17 protein-coding genes are annotated in these 17,291 nt (G+C 70.6%); 11 read left to right on the forward strand and 6 right to left on the reverse strand.

Annotation, left to right across the window (positions count from 1 at the left end; all coding sequences use genetic code 11):
• Positions 1 to 279: 279 nt before the first annotated feature.
• The gene (gene uvrB / locus VET29_RS41410; protein ID WP_414636743.1) at positions 280 to 2,448 is read right to left on the reverse strand and encodes an excinuclease ABC subunit UvrB; all 2,169 of its coding nucleotides are present in this window, start codon (positions 2,446 to 2,448) and stop codon (positions 280 to 282) included.
• Positions 2,449 to 2,470: 22 nt separating this feature from the next.
• The gene (locus tag VET29_RS41415; protein ID WP_324932121.1) at positions 2,471 to 3,589 is read right to left on the reverse strand and encodes a DUF5685 family protein; all 1,119 of its coding nucleotides are present in this window, start codon (positions 3,587 to 3,589) and stop codon (positions 2,471 to 2,473) included.
• A gap of 86 nt (positions 3,590 to 3,675) precedes the next feature.
• On the opposite strand from VET29_RS41415, the gene VET29_RS41420 reads away from it, so the two are divergent.
• From VET29_RS41420 to moaA, 7 genes are all read left to right on the forward strand, one after another.
• The gene (locus tag VET29_RS41420; RefSeq protein ID WP_324932124.1) at positions 3,676 to 4,182 is read left to right on the forward strand and encodes a DUF402 domain-containing protein; all 507 of its coding nucleotides are present in this window, start codon (positions 3,676 to 3,678) and stop codon (positions 4,180 to 4,182) included.
• 142 nt (positions 4,183 to 4,324) lie between these two features.
• The gene (locus VET29_RS41425; RefSeq protein WP_324932126.1) at positions 4,325 to 4,843 is read left to right on the forward strand and encodes a hypothetical protein; all 519 of its coding nucleotides are present in this window, start codon (positions 4,325 to 4,327) and stop codon (positions 4,841 to 4,843) included.
• A gap of 124 nt (positions 4,844 to 4,967) precedes the next feature.
• Positions 4,968 to 5,876: an ABC transporter ATP-binding protein gene (locus VET29_RS41430; protein WP_324932128.1), complete on the forward strand. Its 909-nt coding sequence runs from the start codon at positions 4,968 to 4,970 to the stop codon at positions 5,874 to 5,876.
• Positions 5,877 to 5,887: 11 nt separating this feature from the next.
• Complete coding sequence (locus VET29_RS41435) at positions 5,888 to 6,628, forward strand: ABC transporter permease (protein ID WP_324932131.1); 741 nt, start codon at positions 5,888 to 5,890, stop codon at positions 6,626 to 6,628.
• 3 nt (positions 6,629 to 6,631) lie between these two features.
• Positions 6,632 to 7,915 (forward strand): sensor histidine kinase, encoded by a 1,284-nt coding sequence (locus tag VET29_RS41440; RefSeq protein ID WP_324932134.1) that lies wholly within the window; start codon positions 6,632 to 6,634, stop codon positions 7,913 to 7,915.
• Positions 7,912 to 8,541: a response regulator transcription factor gene (locus VET29_RS41445; RefSeq protein ID WP_324932137.1), complete on the forward strand. Its 630-nt coding sequence runs from the start codon at positions 7,912 to 7,914 to the stop codon at positions 8,539 to 8,541. Before VET29_RS41440 ends, VET29_RS41445 begins: the two co-directional genes overlap by 4 nt.
• 20 nt (positions 8,542 to 8,561) lie before the next feature.
• Positions 8,562 to 9,581, forward strand: a complete 1,020-nt coding sequence (gene moaA / locus VET29_RS41450) for a GTP 3',8-cyclase MoaA (RefSeq protein ID WP_324932141.1) — start codon at positions 8,562 to 8,564, stop codon at positions 9,579 to 9,581.
• Between the two features lie 33 nt (positions 9,582 to 9,614).
• On the opposite strand, the gene coaE is transcribed toward moaA, so the two are convergent.
• From coaE to rpsA, 4 genes are all read right to left on the reverse strand, one after another.
• Entirely contained in the window at positions 9,615 to 10,808 is a 1,194-nt protein-coding gene (gene coaE, locus VET29_RS41455; protein WP_324932151.1) for a dephospho-CoA kinase, read from the reverse strand.
• Between the two features lie 12 nt (positions 10,809 to 10,820).
• Positions 10,821 to 11,408, reverse strand: a complete 588-nt coding sequence (locus VET29_RS41460) for a hypothetical protein (protein WP_324932155.1) — start codon at positions 11,406 to 11,408, stop codon at positions 10,821 to 10,823.
• A 141-nt stretch (positions 11,409 to 11,549) separates the two neighbouring features.
• Positions 11,550 to 11,933, reverse strand: coding sequence for a PPOX class F420-dependent oxidoreductase (locus tag VET29_RS41465; RefSeq protein WP_324932158.1), 384 nt, complete (start codon positions 11,931 to 11,933; stop codon positions 11,550 to 11,552).
• A gap of 235 nt (positions 11,934 to 12,168) precedes the next feature.
• Entirely contained in the window at positions 12,169 to 13,668 is a 1,500-nt protein-coding gene (rpsA, locus tag VET29_RS41470; RefSeq protein WP_324932161.1) for a 30S ribosomal protein S1, read from the reverse strand.
• 260 nt (positions 13,669 to 13,928) lie between these two features.
• Between rpsA and VET29_RS41475 the strand changes: the two genes are divergently transcribed.
• From VET29_RS41475 to VET29_RS41490, 4 genes are all read left to right on the forward strand, one after another.
• Positions 13,929 to 14,792 (forward strand): class I SAM-dependent methyltransferase, encoded by an 864-nt coding sequence (locus tag VET29_RS41475; RefSeq protein WP_324932164.1) that lies wholly within the window; start codon positions 13,929 to 13,931, stop codon positions 14,790 to 14,792.
• Positions 14,789 to 15,709, forward strand: a complete 921-nt coding sequence (locus tag VET29_RS41480) for a GNAT family N-acetyltransferase (protein ID WP_324932167.1) — start codon at positions 14,789 to 14,791, stop codon at positions 15,707 to 15,709. The genes VET29_RS41475 and VET29_RS41480 overlap by 4 nt, the downstream gene beginning before the upstream one ends.
• A gap of 59 nt (positions 15,710 to 15,768) precedes the next feature.
• A complete protein-coding gene (locus VET29_RS41485) occupies positions 15,769 to 16,257 on the forward strand; it encodes a sigma-70 family RNA polymerase sigma factor (protein ID WP_324932170.1) in 489 nt (162 codons plus the stop codon).
• Positions 16,250 to 17,291, forward strand: a 1,042-nt coding sequence (locus tag VET29_RS41490) for a hypothetical protein (protein WP_324932173.1), incomplete at its 3' end; no start/stop codon positions are given. The genes VET29_RS41485 and VET29_RS41490, both read left to right, overlap by 8 nt.

Here is a 17,291-nt window from a genome sequence, read left to right on the forward strand (position 1 = left end):
GCAAAGCCGAACCGAAAGCACCCTTAACCCGCAACCCAACCCGAAGAACACCGCTCAACCCGAAGAACAGCGCTCAAACCAACCCCAACCCGAAAGCACCCCAACCCAACCCGAAGATCACCGCCCAACCCACAACCAACCCCAGCAACGCCCCCAAAACCCACGACCCCGCTCAACCAAGCAAGCCCACTCACCCCACTACCCAAACCCCTCCCCACACCCCCGGCCCGGCCCCCGCCCGCCCCGCCCCCGGCCAGCCCAGAGCAACCCAGCAACCACTCACTTGACCCCAGCAGCATCCATCCCCCGCAACTCCTTCTTGAGATCCGCGATCTCATCCCGCAACCGAGCCGCCAACTCGAACTGCAGATCCCGAGCGGCGTTCATCATCTGGTCCGTCAACTGCTGCACCAGATCCGCCAGCTCCGAGCGGGCCATGGACCCGACGTTCTCCTTGACATACACCCCGGAGGACCGCCCACCAGGCTCCCCGGCAGCCCGCCGCCCACGAGAGGCGTTCCGGCCTGAGCCACCGATCGGCACCTCGGTGCCGGCGTCGCCAGCCTCGTTGTAGACCCGGTCGAGAATGTCCGCGATCTTCTTCCGCAGCGGTTGGGGGTCGAGCCCGCGTTCCTCGTTGTACGCGGTCTGCTTGGCACGCCGGCGGTTCGTCTCGTCGATCGCGTGTCGCATCGAGTCGGTGATCCGGTCCGCGTACATGTGCACCTGGCCGGACACGTTGCGGGCGGCACGTCCGATGGTCTGCACCAGGCTGGTGCCGGACCGGAGGAAGCCCTCCTTGTCGGCGTCGAGGATCGACACCAGGGACACCTCGGGCAGGTCCAGCCCCTCCCGCAACAGGTTGATGCCCACCAGCACGTCGAAGTCACCCAGCCGCAGCTGCCGGAGCAGCTCCACCCGCCGCAGGGTGTCCACTTCGGAGTGCAGGTACCGGACCCGGATCCCCAGCTCCAGCAGGTAGTCCGTCAGGTCCTCGGACATCTTCTTGGTCAGCGTCGTGACGAGGACACGCTCGTCCCGCTCCGCGCGCAGGCGGATCTCGTGCACCAGGTCGTCGATCTGCCCCTCGGTCGGCTTGACGATCACCTCGGGATCGATCAGACCGGTCGGCCGGATCACCTGCTCCACGAACTCGCCGCGGGTCTGCCCCATCTCGTAGGGCCCCGGCGTCGCCGACAGGTAGACCGTCTGACCGATCCGGTCCTGGAACTCCTCCCACGTCAGCGGCCGGTTGTCCATCGCGGACGGGAGGCGGAAGCCGTGTTCCACCAGGGTGCGCTTGCGGGACATGTCGCCCTCGTACATGCCGCCGATCTGCGGCACCGTCACGTGCGACTCGTCGATGACCAGCAGGAAGTCCTCGGGGAAGTAGTCGAGCAGGGTGGCCGGGGCGGTGCCGGCGTCGCGCCAGTCGATGTGCCGCGAGTAGTTCTCGATGCCGGAGCAGAAGCCGACCTGGCGCATCATCTCGATGTCGTAGGCCGTGCGCATGCGCAGCCGCTGCGCCTCCAGCAGCTTGCCCTGCTTCTCCATCGTGGCGAGCTGCTGTTCCAGCTCCGCCTCGATGCCCCTGATCGCGCGTTCCATCCGCTCGGGCCCGGCCACGTAGTGAGTCGCCGGCGAGATGCGGACGGTCTCCACCTGCCTGACGATGTCGCCGGTCAGCGGGTGCAGGTAGTACAGCGCCTCGACCTCGTCGCCGAAGAACTCGATGCGGACGGCCAGCTCCTCGTACGCCGGGATGATCTCCAGCGTGTCGCCGCGGACCCGGAACGTGCCACGGGTGAACGACATGTCGTTGCGGGTGTACTGGACGTCGACCAGTGCGCGCAGCAGCGTGTCGCGGTCGACCTCCTCGCCGACCTTCAGCGAGATCGTGCGGTCGAGGTACTCCTGCGGGCTGCCCAGGCCGTAGATGCAGGACACCGACGCCACCACGATCACGTCACGGCGGGACAGCAGGCTCCAGGTCGCCGAGTGCCGCAGGCGCTCGACGTCCTCGTTGATGGACGAGTCCTTCTCGATGTAGGTGTCCGTCTGCGGGACGTACGCCTCCGGCTGGTAGTAGTCGTAGTAGCTGACGAAGTACTCGACCGCGTTGCGCGGGAAGAACTCCCGCAGCTCGTTGGCCAGCTGGGCTGCCAGCGTCTTGTTCGGCGCGATCAGCAGCGTCGGCCGCTGCAGGCGCTCGATCAGCCAGGCGGTGGTCGCGGACTTGCCCGTGCCGGTGGCGCCCAGCAACACGACGTCCTTCTCGCCGGCCTCGATCCGGCGTTCGAGCTCGTCGATCGCGGCGGGCTGGTCCCCGGCCGGCTCGTAGTCGCTGACCATACGGAACTCACCCTCGGTGCGGGGGATGTCACCGATGGGTCGGAACTCGGAGTTAGCGGTCACGGTTGCCACGACGAAAAGGCTACGCCGGGGCACCGACAATTTTCGTCTGCCCTGGTCAGGGGCTGCAGTCGCAGCAGCCGCAGCACTCGCACGGGCAGCCGCAGTCACAGTCGTCGCAGGCGCCGCGTGGCCTGCCGGACCAGGGGCCCGGGAAGGGGTCGCGGCAGCAGTACTGACACGTGCAGCACTGGTAGATCGCGATGCCGCAGCCGGGGATCACACCTCGGCGCCGGGGCGGCACCCGGAACCTCGGCAGCCACAGGCCGCCACCCTGGCCGTCCTTGACGCCGTGCGGGCGGTTCTCCCCGTCCTCGCCATCGTCGTGGCCGTGCGCGAACGCCCTGACCACCGCCTGTTCCAGCTCGTGCACGAGCAGGGCGTGCACCAGCCGGCCGTCCTGGAAGGTCACGTCCGCGAGCGCCAACCGCACGCCGAGCACGGCGTCGTCGCACAGTGCGCGGGCCCGTTCGAGCGTCGTCCCGGTGGCGGTCAGCGGGTTCCACACGCCTGACCTGGTGTCCTCGCCGAGGTCCTCGACGGCGTCCACGAGGTGCACCACCCGGCCGAACAGCCGGCCCACCTCACGCAGTGCCACGGCGTTCTCCCGCCGACCGGCCAACACCGCCGTGTGGGCGAAGGCCTCGGCGGTCGCCGTCTCCGTCGGCTCCGTGACCCGCAGCAGGTCACCGGGTCCCGCCGACGCCTCGACCGAGGTCTGCCGGCGCACCGCGTCGAGCAGTACCCCCGTGTCGAACCCGACCGCGCGGCCCGACGAGCCGCCCTGCCGCGCCCAGCGGTCCGCCACCAGCCGGGCCGCCCCCGCGACCGGCGGCCGCCCGAAGGCGCCGTCGCCGTCCTCGACGTGGTCACGGACCTTGGCCGACGCCAGCACCAGCGACGCCGCCGCGGCCAGCCGGGTGCCCTCCCCGACCGACACCGACGCCGTCCGCATGCCCCGCAGCGGGCACGGGCCCGCGGTCCGGCGCTGCTCCCCGGCCGGCGCCTGCGCGTCCACGAGCACCGAGACGATCAAGCCGTCGTAGTTGGTCGCGACGCGGGCGAGCTGGCCGTGCTCGTCGCGCAGCGCGTAGCAGAGCCCGCACAGGTGCGCCCACCAGGAGCTACGCAGTGCCGCCGACAGCCGGTGCCGGCACGGCCGGATGATCCCGAACACGGCTGCCGACGCTAGTGGACGGTCCGTCCGAACCAGACACGATCGGCGGAAGTTGCGAGACAGTTTCGTGTGTCAGTCTGGTGATCGTGACGGATCTGCACCCGCCAAAGACCGAGCTCTTCGACGTCGCCGGGATGACCAACACCGATCCCAAGGGGTTCGTGCGGACGGTCGAGCGGTACGAGACCACCGACTTCGGCCTCTACATGGCGCGGCCGCTGGACGGGCACCCCGACATCGCCTACTTCCGCTCGTGGCTGCTGCCCGGGCACGGCGTGCGGGTCGGGCGCTGGCTGCCGCACGCCGGCACGAAGCTCGACCACGACGTCTACATCGACATCGCCGACATCGAGACGGGCCCGGTGTGGCGGACCCGGGATCTCTACCTGGACGTCCTGGTGGACGACCACAGGGGACTGCGGGTCCTGGACACCGACGAGATCCTCGAGGCGCACACCGCGGGGCTTCTCGATCAGGTGACCGTCCAACGCGCGTTCGAACGTACTTTCCGGGTGGTGGAGGGGATCGCGGCGGCGGGGTACGACGTCGAGGCGTGGCTCGGCATTCCGCTGACCTGGCCGGACGGCGTTTAGCGAGCGCGACACGCTGGGTCAATGCCTACCAGTCAGTCAGGTGATGGAGTCACCAATTCGGTATCTCTCTGCGTACGAGACGTGACATAACGAATCAAACCCGGAGATCACCGACCGCACGCCGGCGACTACCCTTCGACAAGTGGGCACGGCGATCACCCCTCAGCTCGTCGACGTGGTCGACACATTCACGGCAAGTCGCACGTACTCGTCCGGCACGACCCGGCATCTGCGCACCTGCCAGGTGGAACGCTGGGGTCTGCGCACCGAGTGCCCCACCCCGGAGGACCCGTTCCACGACTCCGAGGTGACCTGGCTGCTGCCCACGCTGAACCTCCGCCTCACCCACCAGCGCCCCCGCTCCCGCCACGCCAAGGCCGGCCCGAGCGTGCTCACCGCGGTCCGCGCGACCAGCGACGGGCGGTACTGGCGGACCACCGACCTGCTGCTCGGCCTGGAGACGCCGGCCGGCATGCGGGCCAGGATCGTCCAGTCCGAGGAGTTCGCGGCGGCCGTCGCGGGTCAGGTCATCCGGGTAGGTGACGCCGACCTGGCGATGTGCACGGTGCACAAGACGCTCGAGGAGTTCAGCCAGTTCCGGCACGACCTCGCCGGCTGGCTTGCCTACAAGCACATCTTCGACGTCTGGCCGCCCTACTAGCTGGCCGCCCTACTAGCTGGTCCGCCATCCACCGATCGGTTGACCGGCGCACCAGCCACAGACAACACCAGCCCTGGCCGCGCGGTCGATTCGGGGGACCCCTGTCGCGGGCGAAGCTTCATGCATGGCAATCATCGAGGTAGACGGCCTCGTCAAGCGGTACGGCGACCACACCGCGGTGGACGGTGTCAGCTTCGCCGTCGAGCAGGGCGAGATCTTCGGCATCCTGGGCCCGAACGGGGCCGGCAAGACCACCACCGTCGAGTGCATCGAGGGGTTGCGCGCGCCGGACGGTGGCACCATCCGCGTCTGCGGCATCGACCCGCAGCAGGACACGGGTGAGCTGCGGCAGCTGCTCGGCGTCCAGCTCCAGGAGACCGAGCTGCCCGACAAGCTCAGGGTCGGCGAGGCGATGGAGCTCTACAGCTCCTTCTACCGCTCCCCTGCCGACTGGCGCGAGCTGCTCGGCACCCTGAACCTGACGGAGAAGATCAACGCGCCGTTCAAGAAGCTGTCCGGGGGACAGAAGCAGCGGCTGTCCATCGCGCTCGCGCTCGTCGGCGACCCGAAGGTCGCCGTGCTGGACGAGCTGACCACCGGACTCGACCCGCAGGCCCGCCGCGACGCGTGGGACCTCATCGAGACGATCCGGGAGCGCGGCGTCACGATCGTGCTGGTCACCCACTTCATGGCGGAGGCGGAACGGCTCTGCGACCGGCTCGCCCTGGTCGACAGCGGCAAGATCGTCGCGCTCGACACCCCGGCCGGACTGGTCGCGAGGGTCGACGACCGCCAGCGCATCCGGTTCCGGCCCTCCGCCCCCATCGACCACGCGCTGCTCGCGCGGCTGCCCGAGGTCACTCAGGTCGAGCGGGCCGGCGGCCAGCTCGTCGTGACCGGCACCGGCAACCTGCTGCTCGCCGTGACCACCGAGCTCGCCCGCAACCAGGTCGTCGCCGGCGACCTGCGTGTCGAGCAGACGTCCCTCGACGACGCGTTCGTCGCACTCACCGGTCGCAAGATCGACGCTTAGGAGCCCCTGCCATGTCTGCCCTGTCCCGAATCACCGCCACCGAGACCAAGCTGTTCCTGCGCGAGCCCGCCGGGGTGTTCTTCACCATCGTGTTCCCGCCGCTCCTGTTGATCATCCTCGGCTCGATCCCCGCCATGCGGGAACACGACAAGGCGCTCGGCGGCCTGCGGGTGATCGACCTGTACGCGCCGATCATCGTCGCGATGGCCATCGCCACCTTCTCGCTGTCCGGGCTGCCGCAGCAGTTCGCCACCTACCGGGAGAAGGGCGTCCTGCGCAGGATGCGGACCACCCCGGTCAAGCCGGTGGTGATGCTCGGCGCGCAGCTCCTGATGTGCACGGCCATGTCCGTCGGCGTGATGGTCGTCGTACTGGCCATCGGCCGCCTCGCGTTCAACGTGCTCCTCCCGGAGCAACCGCTCGCCTACCTGATCGCCTACGTGCTGTGCGCCACGGCGATGTTCACGATCGGGCTGCTGGTCGCCTCGCTCGCGTCGACCGGCAAGGGCGCCGGCGCGATCGGGACCGTCCTGTTCTTCCCCGTCCTGTTCTTCGGCGGCCTGTGGGCGCCGCGGGCCACGATGAACGACCTCCTGCGGCACATCAGCGACTTCACGCCGCTGGGCGCCGGCGTGCAATCATTGCAGGACGCCGCGACCGGTCACTGGCCACAGCTGCTCCACGTCGGCGTCATGTTGGGCTGGACGATCATCGCCGGCGGGCTGGCCGCACGGTACTTCCGCTGGGAGTAAGTCGTGAGCATCGAGGCCGAGCTGCGAGCGGAGTTCGACCGCCTGGAGCGGCGGGAGACCAAGACCTTCAAGGTCCTGCCCTACTTCCTCCTGGCGGTCGCCACCCTCATCACACTGCTGCAGCCGCTCTGGAACGAGCCGCTGAACTACGCGGCGGTGCTCGGCCTCACCGCGGCGGCCGCCGGCTGGCTGCTCTGGTTCCACACACTCCACCCGGAGTGGCACGAGAACCGCCCGCTGATGGGTCTGTACTTCGTGGGTCTGCTCGCACTGGCCTTCGGCCTGGTGGCGCTCGCACCCTGGTACGGCTTCTTCACCTTCACGGGCTATCCACAGGCGTTCCAGTACCTGAAGGGTCGCTGGCGGTACGTCGGCGTCGCGGGCACGGCCACGGTCGCCTCGGTGTCCTACATGGGTGGGTGGGCCAACATGGGCGCCGACGACCTGTGGTGGGCCTGGCTGGGTCTCTCCGTGGTCGTCACGGCGCTGGCCAGTGCGTTCTCCTACTTCGCCGACATGGCCGACCAGCGCAACGACAAGCAGCAGCGGGCACTCGCCGAACTGCACAAGGCCAACGTGAAGCTCGAGGCGGCCCTGGAGGAGAACGCCGGCCTGCACGCCCAGCTGCTCGTCCAGGCCCGGGAGGCCGGGGTGCTGGACGAGCGGCAGCGGATGGCGCGGGAGATCCACGACACCCTGGCGCAGGGCCTGGCCGGCATCCTCACCCAGCTCCAGGCCGCGGAGCAGACGATGGCCGAGCCCGCGACGTGGCGCCGGCACGTCAGGAACGCGATGAACCTGGCGCGGGAGAGCCTCACCGAGGCCCGCCGGACCGTCCACGCGGTGGAGCCGTCGGTGCTCGCCGAGGCCCGGCTCCCGGACGCGATCAGCGACGTGACCAGGCGCTGGTCGGAGGTGAACCGCATCGACGCGGTGCTCACCACGACCGGCGACCCGCGGCCCATGCACGCCGACGTCGAGGTGACGCTGCTGCGGACCGCACAGGAGGCGCTCGCCAACGTGGCCAAGCACGCACAGGCCAACAGGGTCGGCCTGACACTGTCCTACATGGAGGACCTGGTGACACTCGACGTGCGCGACGACGGGGTCGGCTTCGACCCGAACGTCAAGCGCGCCAACGGTTCCAACAACGGCGGGTTCGGGCTCGCCGGCATGCGCCAGCGGGTGCAGCGGCTGGCGGGGCGGTTGGAGATCGAGTCGGAACCGGGTGGGGGCACGGCCATCTCGGCCGCGGTGCCGGCCATCCCCGCCGGGGGTGGGGAATGATCACGCTGCTCATCGTCGACGACCATCCGGTGGTGCGGGACGGCCTGCGGGGCATGTTCACCGCCGACCCGCGGTTCGAGGTGCTCGGCGAGGCCGGGGACGGCGAGGAGGCGATCGTGGCCGGCGAGAAGCTGCGGCCGGACGTGATCCTCATGGACCTGCGGATGCCCAGGGCCGACGGCGTCACCGCGATCAAGGAGCTGGCGAAGCGGGGGGTGCCGGCGCGGATCCTGGTGCTGACCACCTACGACACGGACAGCGACGTGCTGCCCGCGATCGAGGCGGGTGCCACCGGCTACCTGCTGAAGGACTCGCCACGCGACGAGCTGTTCCGGGCCGTGGAGGCGGCCGCACGCGGTCAAGCGGTGCTCTCCCCCGCCGTCGCGACGCGGCTCATGGGCCAGATGCGCCAGCCGGCGTCCGAGCCGCTCTCGCAGCGCGAGCTGGAGGTGCTCGAGCTGATCGCGCGGGGTTCGACCAACCGGGAGGCGGCGAAGGCGCTGTTCATCAGCGAGGCGACCGTCAAGACCCACCTGCTGCACGTCTACGCCAAACTGGGCGTCAACGACCGGGCGGCGGCGGTGGCCACGGCCTTCTCGCGGGGCTACCTCACCCCTCGCGGGTGATTTTGTATACCGTGAGAGGGGTGACAGTGTTCGACACCTACCGGCGGCCGCTGCGCAACCTGCGGATCTCCGTGACCGACCGCTGCAACCTGCGGTGCCGGTACTGCATGCCCGAGGCCGAGTACGTCTGGCTGCCGCGGCGGGACCTGCTGACGTTCGAGGAGATCTCGACACTGGTCGACGTCTTCACCGACCTCGGCGTGGACAAGGTGCGGTTGACCGGCGGCGAGCCGCTGCTGCGCCGCGACCTGCCGACGCTGGTCGAGATGCTGTCCGCCAAGCCGTTGCGGGACCTGGCGATGACCACGAACGGCGTCCTGCTCGCGGGCCACGTGGACAAGCTGAAGGAAGCCGGTCTGCACCGCATCACGGTCAGCCTGGACACCCTGCGGGCCGACCGGTCGAAGACGCTGTCGCAGCGGGCCACGCACCCCTCGGTGCTCAAGGGCATCGCGTCGGTCGCGCCGGCCGGGTTCACCGGCACCAAGATCGACACCGTGGCGTTGAACGGCACCAACGACGACGAGCTGGTCGACCTGGTCGAGTTCGGCAGGACGGTGCCGGCCGAGGTGCGGTTCATCGAGTACATGGACGTCGGCGGCGCGACCACGTGGTCACCGGAGCGGGTGCTGTCCCGCGCGGAGATGTTGACGCGGCTGTCCGCGCACTACGGGCCGATCACCCCGCTGCCGAACGACGACGGCGCGCCAGCGGACCGGTTCGAGCTGCCGGACGGGACGACGTTCGGCATCGTGTCGTCGACGACCAGGCCGTTCTGCGCGTCCTGCGACCGCAGCCGGCTGACCGCGGACGGGCTCTGGTACCTGTGCCTGTACGCGATGGAGGGCGTGAACCTGCGCGACCCGCTGCGGGAGGGCGCGTCGAAGGCGGAGCTGGCCGCGCTGGTCACCGCGGCGTGGACGGCGCGGACCGACCGGGGGGCCGTCGACCGGCTCGCCGAGCGCGACCGCCTGCCGTTCGTGCCGCTGACCGCGCTGAAGCAGGACCCCCACCTGGAGATGCACACCCGAGGCGGCTGAGGTCGCCGCCCACCTCAGGTCCTCACGGCCCGGTCAGCGCGGCCGCCAGCCCGTGCGCTCGGCCCACCGCTCCACGCGAGCGGCGGCCTCGTCGAACCAGGGCTCCTTGGCCTCGCCGTAGTCGTCGCTGTCCTCGTCGCCCACGTACCGGGCGGAGAGCTTCCGCTTCAACGACTCGTAGTCGGCCAGCTCGTCGGGGTTAGCGGCCAGCCAGTCGGGGAACAGCAGCGCGTACCGCCAACCCGGCGAACCCTCGACACGGACGTGGACGTTCGCGATCCGGCCGGGATCCGCGCTCGCGTGCAGACGCTTCTGCCACTGGGCGGGATCCGGCGCGTGCGCCTTCGGGTTGTCCCGGGTGATCCGGTCCAGCCGGGGAAAGCCCGCCGCGGCAAGGGGTTCGGCGAGCGCGTCCGCATCCTCGATGGAGCCGACGGTCACCTGCAGGTCGATGACGTCCTTGGCCGCGAGCCCGGCCACGGCCGTCGAACCGGTGTGGTCGACGCGGCGGACCAGGTCGCCGCCGGCCAGCGCGACCCGCTCGCGCAGCCGTTTCGCCTGTGCCGGCCAGGTGGGGTCGGCCTCGGCGAGGCGCGGGCCGCCGTACCGCGCGGGCCGGTGCAGCCGGACGTTGGCCTCGTACCGGACGAGCCGGTCGGCCCACAGCGCGTCGACGACGGCCAGCACCTCGTCCGGGGTGCCGCCGTTGTCGAGCCACACGTCGGCGGCGGCACGCCGGTCGGCCTCGCCGGCCTGGGTCGCGATGCGGGCACGCGCGTCCGCCTCGGCCATGCCGCGGTGGTGAACGACCCGGTGCACCCGCACCTCCTCCGGCGCGTCGACCACCAGCACCAGGTGGTAGGCGGCCCCCATGTGCGCCTCGACCAGCAACGGCACGTCGTGCACGACGACCGCGTCGGCGGCGGCCGCGGCCATCAGCTCGGCGGTCCGGGTGCGGATGCGTGGGTGGACGATGCCGTTGAGGGTGTTCCGCGCCGACTCGTCGGTGAACACCTTCGCGGCCAGTTTCGCCCGGTCGAGGGCGCCGTCGCTGATGACCTCGTCGCCGAAGGCGGCACGCACCTCGGCCAGTCCCTCGGTTCCCGGCTCGACCACCTCGCGGGCGATCCTGTCGGCGTCGATGACCACCGCGCCATGCTCGGCCAGCCGCCCCGCGACGGTCGACTTGCCGGACCCGATCCCGCCGGTGAGGCCTACGCGCAGCATGCGGCGATTGTGTCAGTGCTTCGTGAGCGCGAAGTCGGCCACCTGCCCGAGCAGCTGCCCGGCCTGGTCCTCCCGCACCATCGTCGGGACGACCTGCACGACCACGGTGACCCGCCCCCGCCCGGCGACGAGCATCCAGCTCGCGGCGCGGATGAGCACCCCGTGCCCGTCCCCCACCACGACGTCGTTCACGCTGGCCGTGCCGCCGGCGGACCGCTCGTCGGCCACGGTCGCGGTGCGGCGTTTGCGGGCGGACTCCTCGTCGACGTAGCTGGTGAGGCCGATCCAGATGGGCGCGCCGGCCGTTGGTTGGTCGGCCGCGAGTCCGTAGTAGCAGTCGAGCCGCGCCGTGCGCCCGATGTCGTCCTGCGGCACGCCGACGATCCGCCGCACCGGCCCCGGCACGAAGTGGTGGAGCATGCGGGTGAGGTCGTCGAGGGTGGCGACGGCGTCGCAGTCGTCGGGCACGGTCCGCTCGCCGCCGGCCTTCGGCCGGCTGCTCCCGATGACGGGCACGGCAGGGCTCTCCCTCGGCGGCGCACTGTGCGTGCAGCCGCCGAGCGCCAGCGCCGCGACCAGCACGGTCAGCCCTACCCGCATCGCCCAACGGTAGGTGAAGGGCCGGCCCCGTACCGGCGACCAAGTCGACTCGTTACATGAACGGGGCCCCGGGACCGGCCACGACCGACCGGCCCCGGGGCCTTTCGGGCGCCACGGCGCCGGCGGCCGTTCCGGTACCGGTCAGCCGATGCCGACGGACTGTCGTTCGGGCTCGATCACGGCCACGACCCGCTCCTGCTCGCGCGGGTAGGACATCCCGGTGTACTTCCTGGCCAGCTCGTCGACGATCTCCCACGCCGCGTCGCCTACGAGCCATTCGACCACCCGGCCACGGATGACGACGGGCTCGAACGGGTTGTCGGCAGGCGCGATGGACAGCGCCACCCGAGGATCGCGGCGCAGGTTGCGTGCCTTGCGCGTGCCGGGACCGGTGAAGAAGACGACCCGGTCGCCGTGGGCGCCGGCGTAGACGGGCACGGTGTGCGGCGAACCGTCCGGCAGGACGGTGGCGAGGTGCGCGATCGAGGTGCCGTCGAGCACCCGGCGCACGGTGGCTTCAAGCATGTGGCCTGCTCCTTCAGCGGGTGTTCGACGCCTCATCCTGACACGAGAAGGCCCCGGCCCGGTCACGAACGACCAGGCCGGGGCCTTCTCACGCTATGAACCACAGGGTTCGAGCCACGCCGACGCAGAACCCGCCGGCCCGACTCGACCCGTTGCCAACCCGGGTGCCCCCACCACCCCGTGGGCCACGTCCGGGAACCCCGGGCCAGCCCACGGAACGGCAGGGACGTCAGCGTCAGACGCCGCCGGACAGCTTCTCCCGCAGAGCAGCCAGCTGCTCGTCGGAGGCAAGCGTCCCGCCGGACTTCGGCTTGTCGGCGCCGGCGGAGGAGTACTCGCGCTCGGTGCCCTCGACCTCCGGGCCGCCCTCGACCTCGGCAGCGGCCTCGGCCTCGGCAGCCTTCTTGACCTGGGTCATGTGCTGCTCGTAGCGCGTGTGGGCCTCGGCGTACTGCCGCTCCCACTCCTCGCGCTGCTTGTCGAAGCCTTCCTGCCACTCCTGGGTGTCCGGGTCGAAGCCCTCGGGGTAGATGTAGTTCCCCTCGGTGTCGTACTCGGCCGCCATGCCGTACTGGGTCGGGTCGAACTCGGTGTCCGGCGTGAAGCCCTCGTTCGCCTGCTTCAGGGACAGCGAGATCCGGCGACGCTCCAGGTCGATGTCGATGACCTTGACCATGACGTCGTTGCCGACCTGCACGACCTGCTCCGGGATCTCCACGTGGCGCTCGGCCAGCTCGGAGATGTGGACCAGGCCCTCGATGCCCTCGTCCACCCGGACGAACGCGCCGAACGGAACCAGCTTGGTGACCTTGCCCGGCACGATCTGGCCGATCGCGTGGGTGCGGGCGAACTGGCGCCACGGGTCTTCCTGGGTGGCCTTCAGCGACAGGGACACGCGCTCGCGCTCCATGTCGACGTCCAGCACCTCGACCGTGACCTCCTGGCCGACCTCGACGACCTCGGACGGGTGGTCGATGTGCTTCCAGGACAGCTCCGAGACGTGCACCAGACCGTCGACGCCGCCGAGGTCCACGAACGCACCGAAGTTGACGATCGAGGAGACGACACCCTTGCGGACCTGGCCGCGCTGCAGCTGGTTGAGGAACTCGCTGCGCACCTCGGACTGGGTCTGCTCCAGCCACGCACGGCGGGACAGGACCACGTTGTTGCGGTTCTTGTCCAGCTCGATGATCTTCGCCTCGAGCTCACGGCCGACGTAGGGCTGCAGGTCGCGGACACGCCGCATCTCGACGAGGGACGCCGGCAGGAAGCCGCGGAGGCCGATGTCCAGGATCAGGCCACCCTTGACCACCTCGATGACCGTGCCCTTGACCGGCTCGTCGCTCTCCTTGAGCGCCTCGATCGTGCCCCAGGCGCGCTCGTACTGCGCGCGCTTCTTGGACAGGATCAGCCGGCCTTCCTTGTCCTCCTTCTGGAGGACCAGGGCCTCGACCTCGTCACCGACCTTGACGACCTCGTTGGGATCGACGTCATGCTTGATCGACAACTCACGAGAGGGGATGACCCCCTCGGTCTTGTAGCCGATGTCGAGCAGGACCTCGTCCCGATCGACCTTAACGATGGTGCCCTCGACGATGTCACCATCGTTGAAGTACTTGATGGTCTTGTCGATGGCGGCGAGGAAGTCCTCACCCGTCCCGACGTCGTTGATCGCGACCTGCTGTCGCGGCGCGGCGGCGCTGTCGGCCGGGACGATGGTGGTGTCGGTGGACATTAGCTAGGAGGCTCCGGTACGGCTTGGTTGAGAGTTGGCGGTTGACGGATTTGCAGTTGTGGTGCGGTAGTGGCATGGTTCGCCGGGCGAGAAAGACCCCTTCGAACGAAGCCCAACATCGCCCAACGCCGCGCGACCGGATCTGATTCCCGAGATGATGAACAGACGGCAGCACGAAACCACTGCGCGGGGGTATCCTACGCGGCTCTGCATCGACCGGGCAAACCTGGTCCCGGGGGTTTTCGCACCAAGGGGGGAAGATGTCGACGGTGGAGGCGGGCGCGGACGAGGGCCCACCGCCCCAGCGGACCGCTGAGCGGGTGCTCGGCACGGTCGGCAGCGAGCGGCGCTGGGCCGGCTCGGCGGAGTCGGTCTCCGCGAACAGCGCCTGGTGGGACGCCGACGCCGACGACTACCACGTCGAGCACGGTGAGTTCCTCGGGGTCACCGACTTCGTCTGGTGCCCGGAGGCCGTGCGCGAGGAGGACGTCCACCTGCTCGGCGACGTCGCCGGCCGGGACGTGCTCGAGGTCGGCTGCGGTTCGGCGCCGTGCGCCCGCTGGCTGGCCACGCGGGGCGCGCGTGTGACCGGGCTCGACCTGTCCGCCGGCATGCTGCGGTACGCGGCCGCCGCCAACGAGGCGACCGGCATCGACGTGCCCCTGGTCCGGGCCAACGGCGAGCGGCTGCCGTTCGCGTCTGAAACGTTTGATATCGCCTGTTCGGCGTTCGGCGCGATCCCCTTCGTCGCCGACCTGCCCGGGACGTTCCGCGAGATCGCCCGCGTCCTGCGGCCGGGCGGCTCCTGGGTGTTCGCCGTGACTCACCCGATGCGGTGGATCTTCCCGGACGATCCGGGCCCGAACGGACTGCGTGTGACCGGCTCGTACTTCGACCGCACCCCGTACGTGGAGGTCGACGCCGACGGTGACGCCACCTACGTCGAGCACCACCGCACGCTGGGCGACTTCGTCCGCGCGCTCACCGGCGCCGGGCTCACGATCGAGGACCTGGTCGAGCCGGAGTGGCCGGACGGGCTCACCGAGGTGTGGGGGCAGTGGAGCCCGTTACGCGGCGAGCTGTTCCCCGGCACGGCGATCTTCGTGACCCGGCGAGCGGCGTGAGGGTGGCAGGCGGACTCCTCGATGCCCAGACCACCCGGTTCGAGCGAGTCGACCCACTGCTGCCGCCGGCCGCGCCACCGCCGGAAGGCCACGTCCTCACCGCCGCGATGGGCAACGGCGACCGGGTCGCCGGGGTGCTCTCCTACTCCAGCTTCCCGCCGGGCACCGCGACCACGCTGTGGTCCGCGCTGGAGCTGTACGAGCTGCACCCGCTGCTCGGCGCGACGGGCGGCGCCGGCATGGACGTGTTGCTGCGGGAGTGGCGGCACGCGCTGGCGCGCCGGCAGGCCGGCCAGGACTCCGCATGCCTGCTCACCTGGCCCAGCCGCGACGCGGAGGCCGCGAAACCCCTGCTCGCGCACGGTTTCGTACCACTGACGAACCTGGCCGTGCGGGTCGGCGGCGTGCCAACTCCCCCGCCGGGCCTGTCGATCCGGCTCGCCACCGCGGCCGACCTCGACGTGGTGCTGGCGCTGGAGATGGCCGAGCTGGCGTACTCGGCGCTGGTCGGCGCCGCGATCGTGCGGCCGGACGCGGAGCGGGTCAAGCGGGAGGCCCTCGCCCGCCACGTCGACCAGGGCGACCCGATCTGGCTCGCGGAACGGGACGGCGTCGTGGCCGGCGTCGCGCACTGCCGCCTGATGGACGTCACGGCGCGCGGGCTGACCGCGACCCGGCTGCGCCCCGGCCGCTGGGGCTACGTCAACTGCGTGTCCGTGGCGGAGCCGTTCCGGGGCACGGGGGTCGCCCGCGAGCTGATGGCCGTCGCACTCCATGAGCTGTACAGGCGCGGCGCTACCGGCACGTTCCTCTACTACAACCCACCCAACCCGCTCGCGTCGGTCTTCTGGGCCCGCCAGGGCTACCGGCCGCTCTGGACCAGCTGGGAGCTGCGACCCGCGACCGCCCTGCGTTAGGCGAGAACCGGCGGCGACCCCCATGCCTCTTGTAGGTGAGCGACCGAAATGGGGGTGTGGTGACCGAGACATGGTTTTCCGAGCTGTACCGCGGCAGCTACCGGCGCCTCATGCTGACCGGGTACGCGATGACCGGCGACCTCGGCGTCGCCGAGGAGATAACGCAGGAGGCGTTCACCGTCGCCTACGGCAGGCGTGGCCGCGTCCTGCGTCTGGACAACCCGGAGGCGTGGCTGCGAACGGTCGTGGTCAACCTCGCCAGGCGGCGACACCGCCGCTCGACGATGGCCGACCGGCTGCTGCGCCGCCAGTCGGCCGAGCCGCCGCCGGCCGACCTGCCGATCGGTGAGCACGTCGACCTGCATGTCGCGATCCGGCGACTCGACGAGGACCTGAGGTCCGTCCTCGTCCTCTACTACCTGGCCGACCTACCGGTGGACGAGGTCTCGGCCATCCTCGACGTCCCGGTGGGGACGGTGAAGTCGCGGCTGGCCCGCGCACGGAACGCACTGGCGGCACGCCTGGGCACGGAGGTGGACCATGTCTGATCTCGACGCTGACCTGCGCGGACTGCGGGACGAGCTGACCGCGGCGATCCCGCTGCCCGACGTCGAGCGGATCGCCGGCAGGGCCCGCACCCGGCGCAGGCTGCAGGTGGGCGCGCTCCTGGCGGTGATCGCGGTGGTGGTGGCCGTGCCCGTCGTCCGTGCGCTGCCGGTCTGGCTGACCGCCGCCCGGCCGAACCCGGCGGAGACCAGCTACGTCGTGGACTTCGCCGACGCCAAGCACGGCTACGCGCTGACGAGGACGTGCGAGCGGGGCACCGAGGTCTGCACGTTCACCCTGTACCGGACCGCCGACGGCGGCGAGACCTGGCAGTCGAGGCGGTTGCCACTCGCGCCTGGGGACGGGTTCTGGGACACCATGTACGTCCTCGGGCCCGACGAGGTCACGATCGGCAAGCCGGTCGGCCCCGAGACCACGAGGATCTTCAGCACCGACGGCGGCCGGTCCTGGGGTGTCGCGAACGACCTTGCCCGGGCCGGCACGGCGCCCCTCGCTCCCGGCGGGCTGCTGACCGGCGCGTGCGGCGAGCAGCCGTACCAGTACGGCGGCTGTGATGTCGTGGGCTCGATCCGGCCCGACACCGGGCAGTTCGTCGCCGCGCCCACGCAGCCGCGGTTGGTCCCAGTTCAGGTCGGGCCGGCGCCCACCGTGACCGGCAAGTGGTGGGTGGCCGGTGTGAACGCCACCCGCGACCGGCCGGTCCTCGCGGTGAGCGCCGACGACGGCAGGACCTGGTCGACCAACGAGCTGACCGAGCCGGTGGGACGGCGCTGGGCCGTCGTCGAGGGCGACGGCGTCCTGTACGCCACGGCCGCGGACGATGCCGGAAAGGTGGCCGGTGTGTGGCGCAGCACCGACGACGGCCGGTCGTGGACCCGGACCTGGGCGGCGAAACTCAAGCCGAAAGACCCGCGCGACGACTACCTGCCAACCGGAGTCGGCCCGTTCCTGGACAGCAGGCCCATCGCCGCCGGCGACGGCAGCCTCATCCTGGCCGACATGAAGCAGACGCTGG

Source organism: Actinophytocola sp., assembly GCF_035634895.1.
Lineage (GTDB): Bacteria > Actinomycetota > Actinomycetes > Mycobacteriales > Pseudonocardiaceae > Actinophytocola.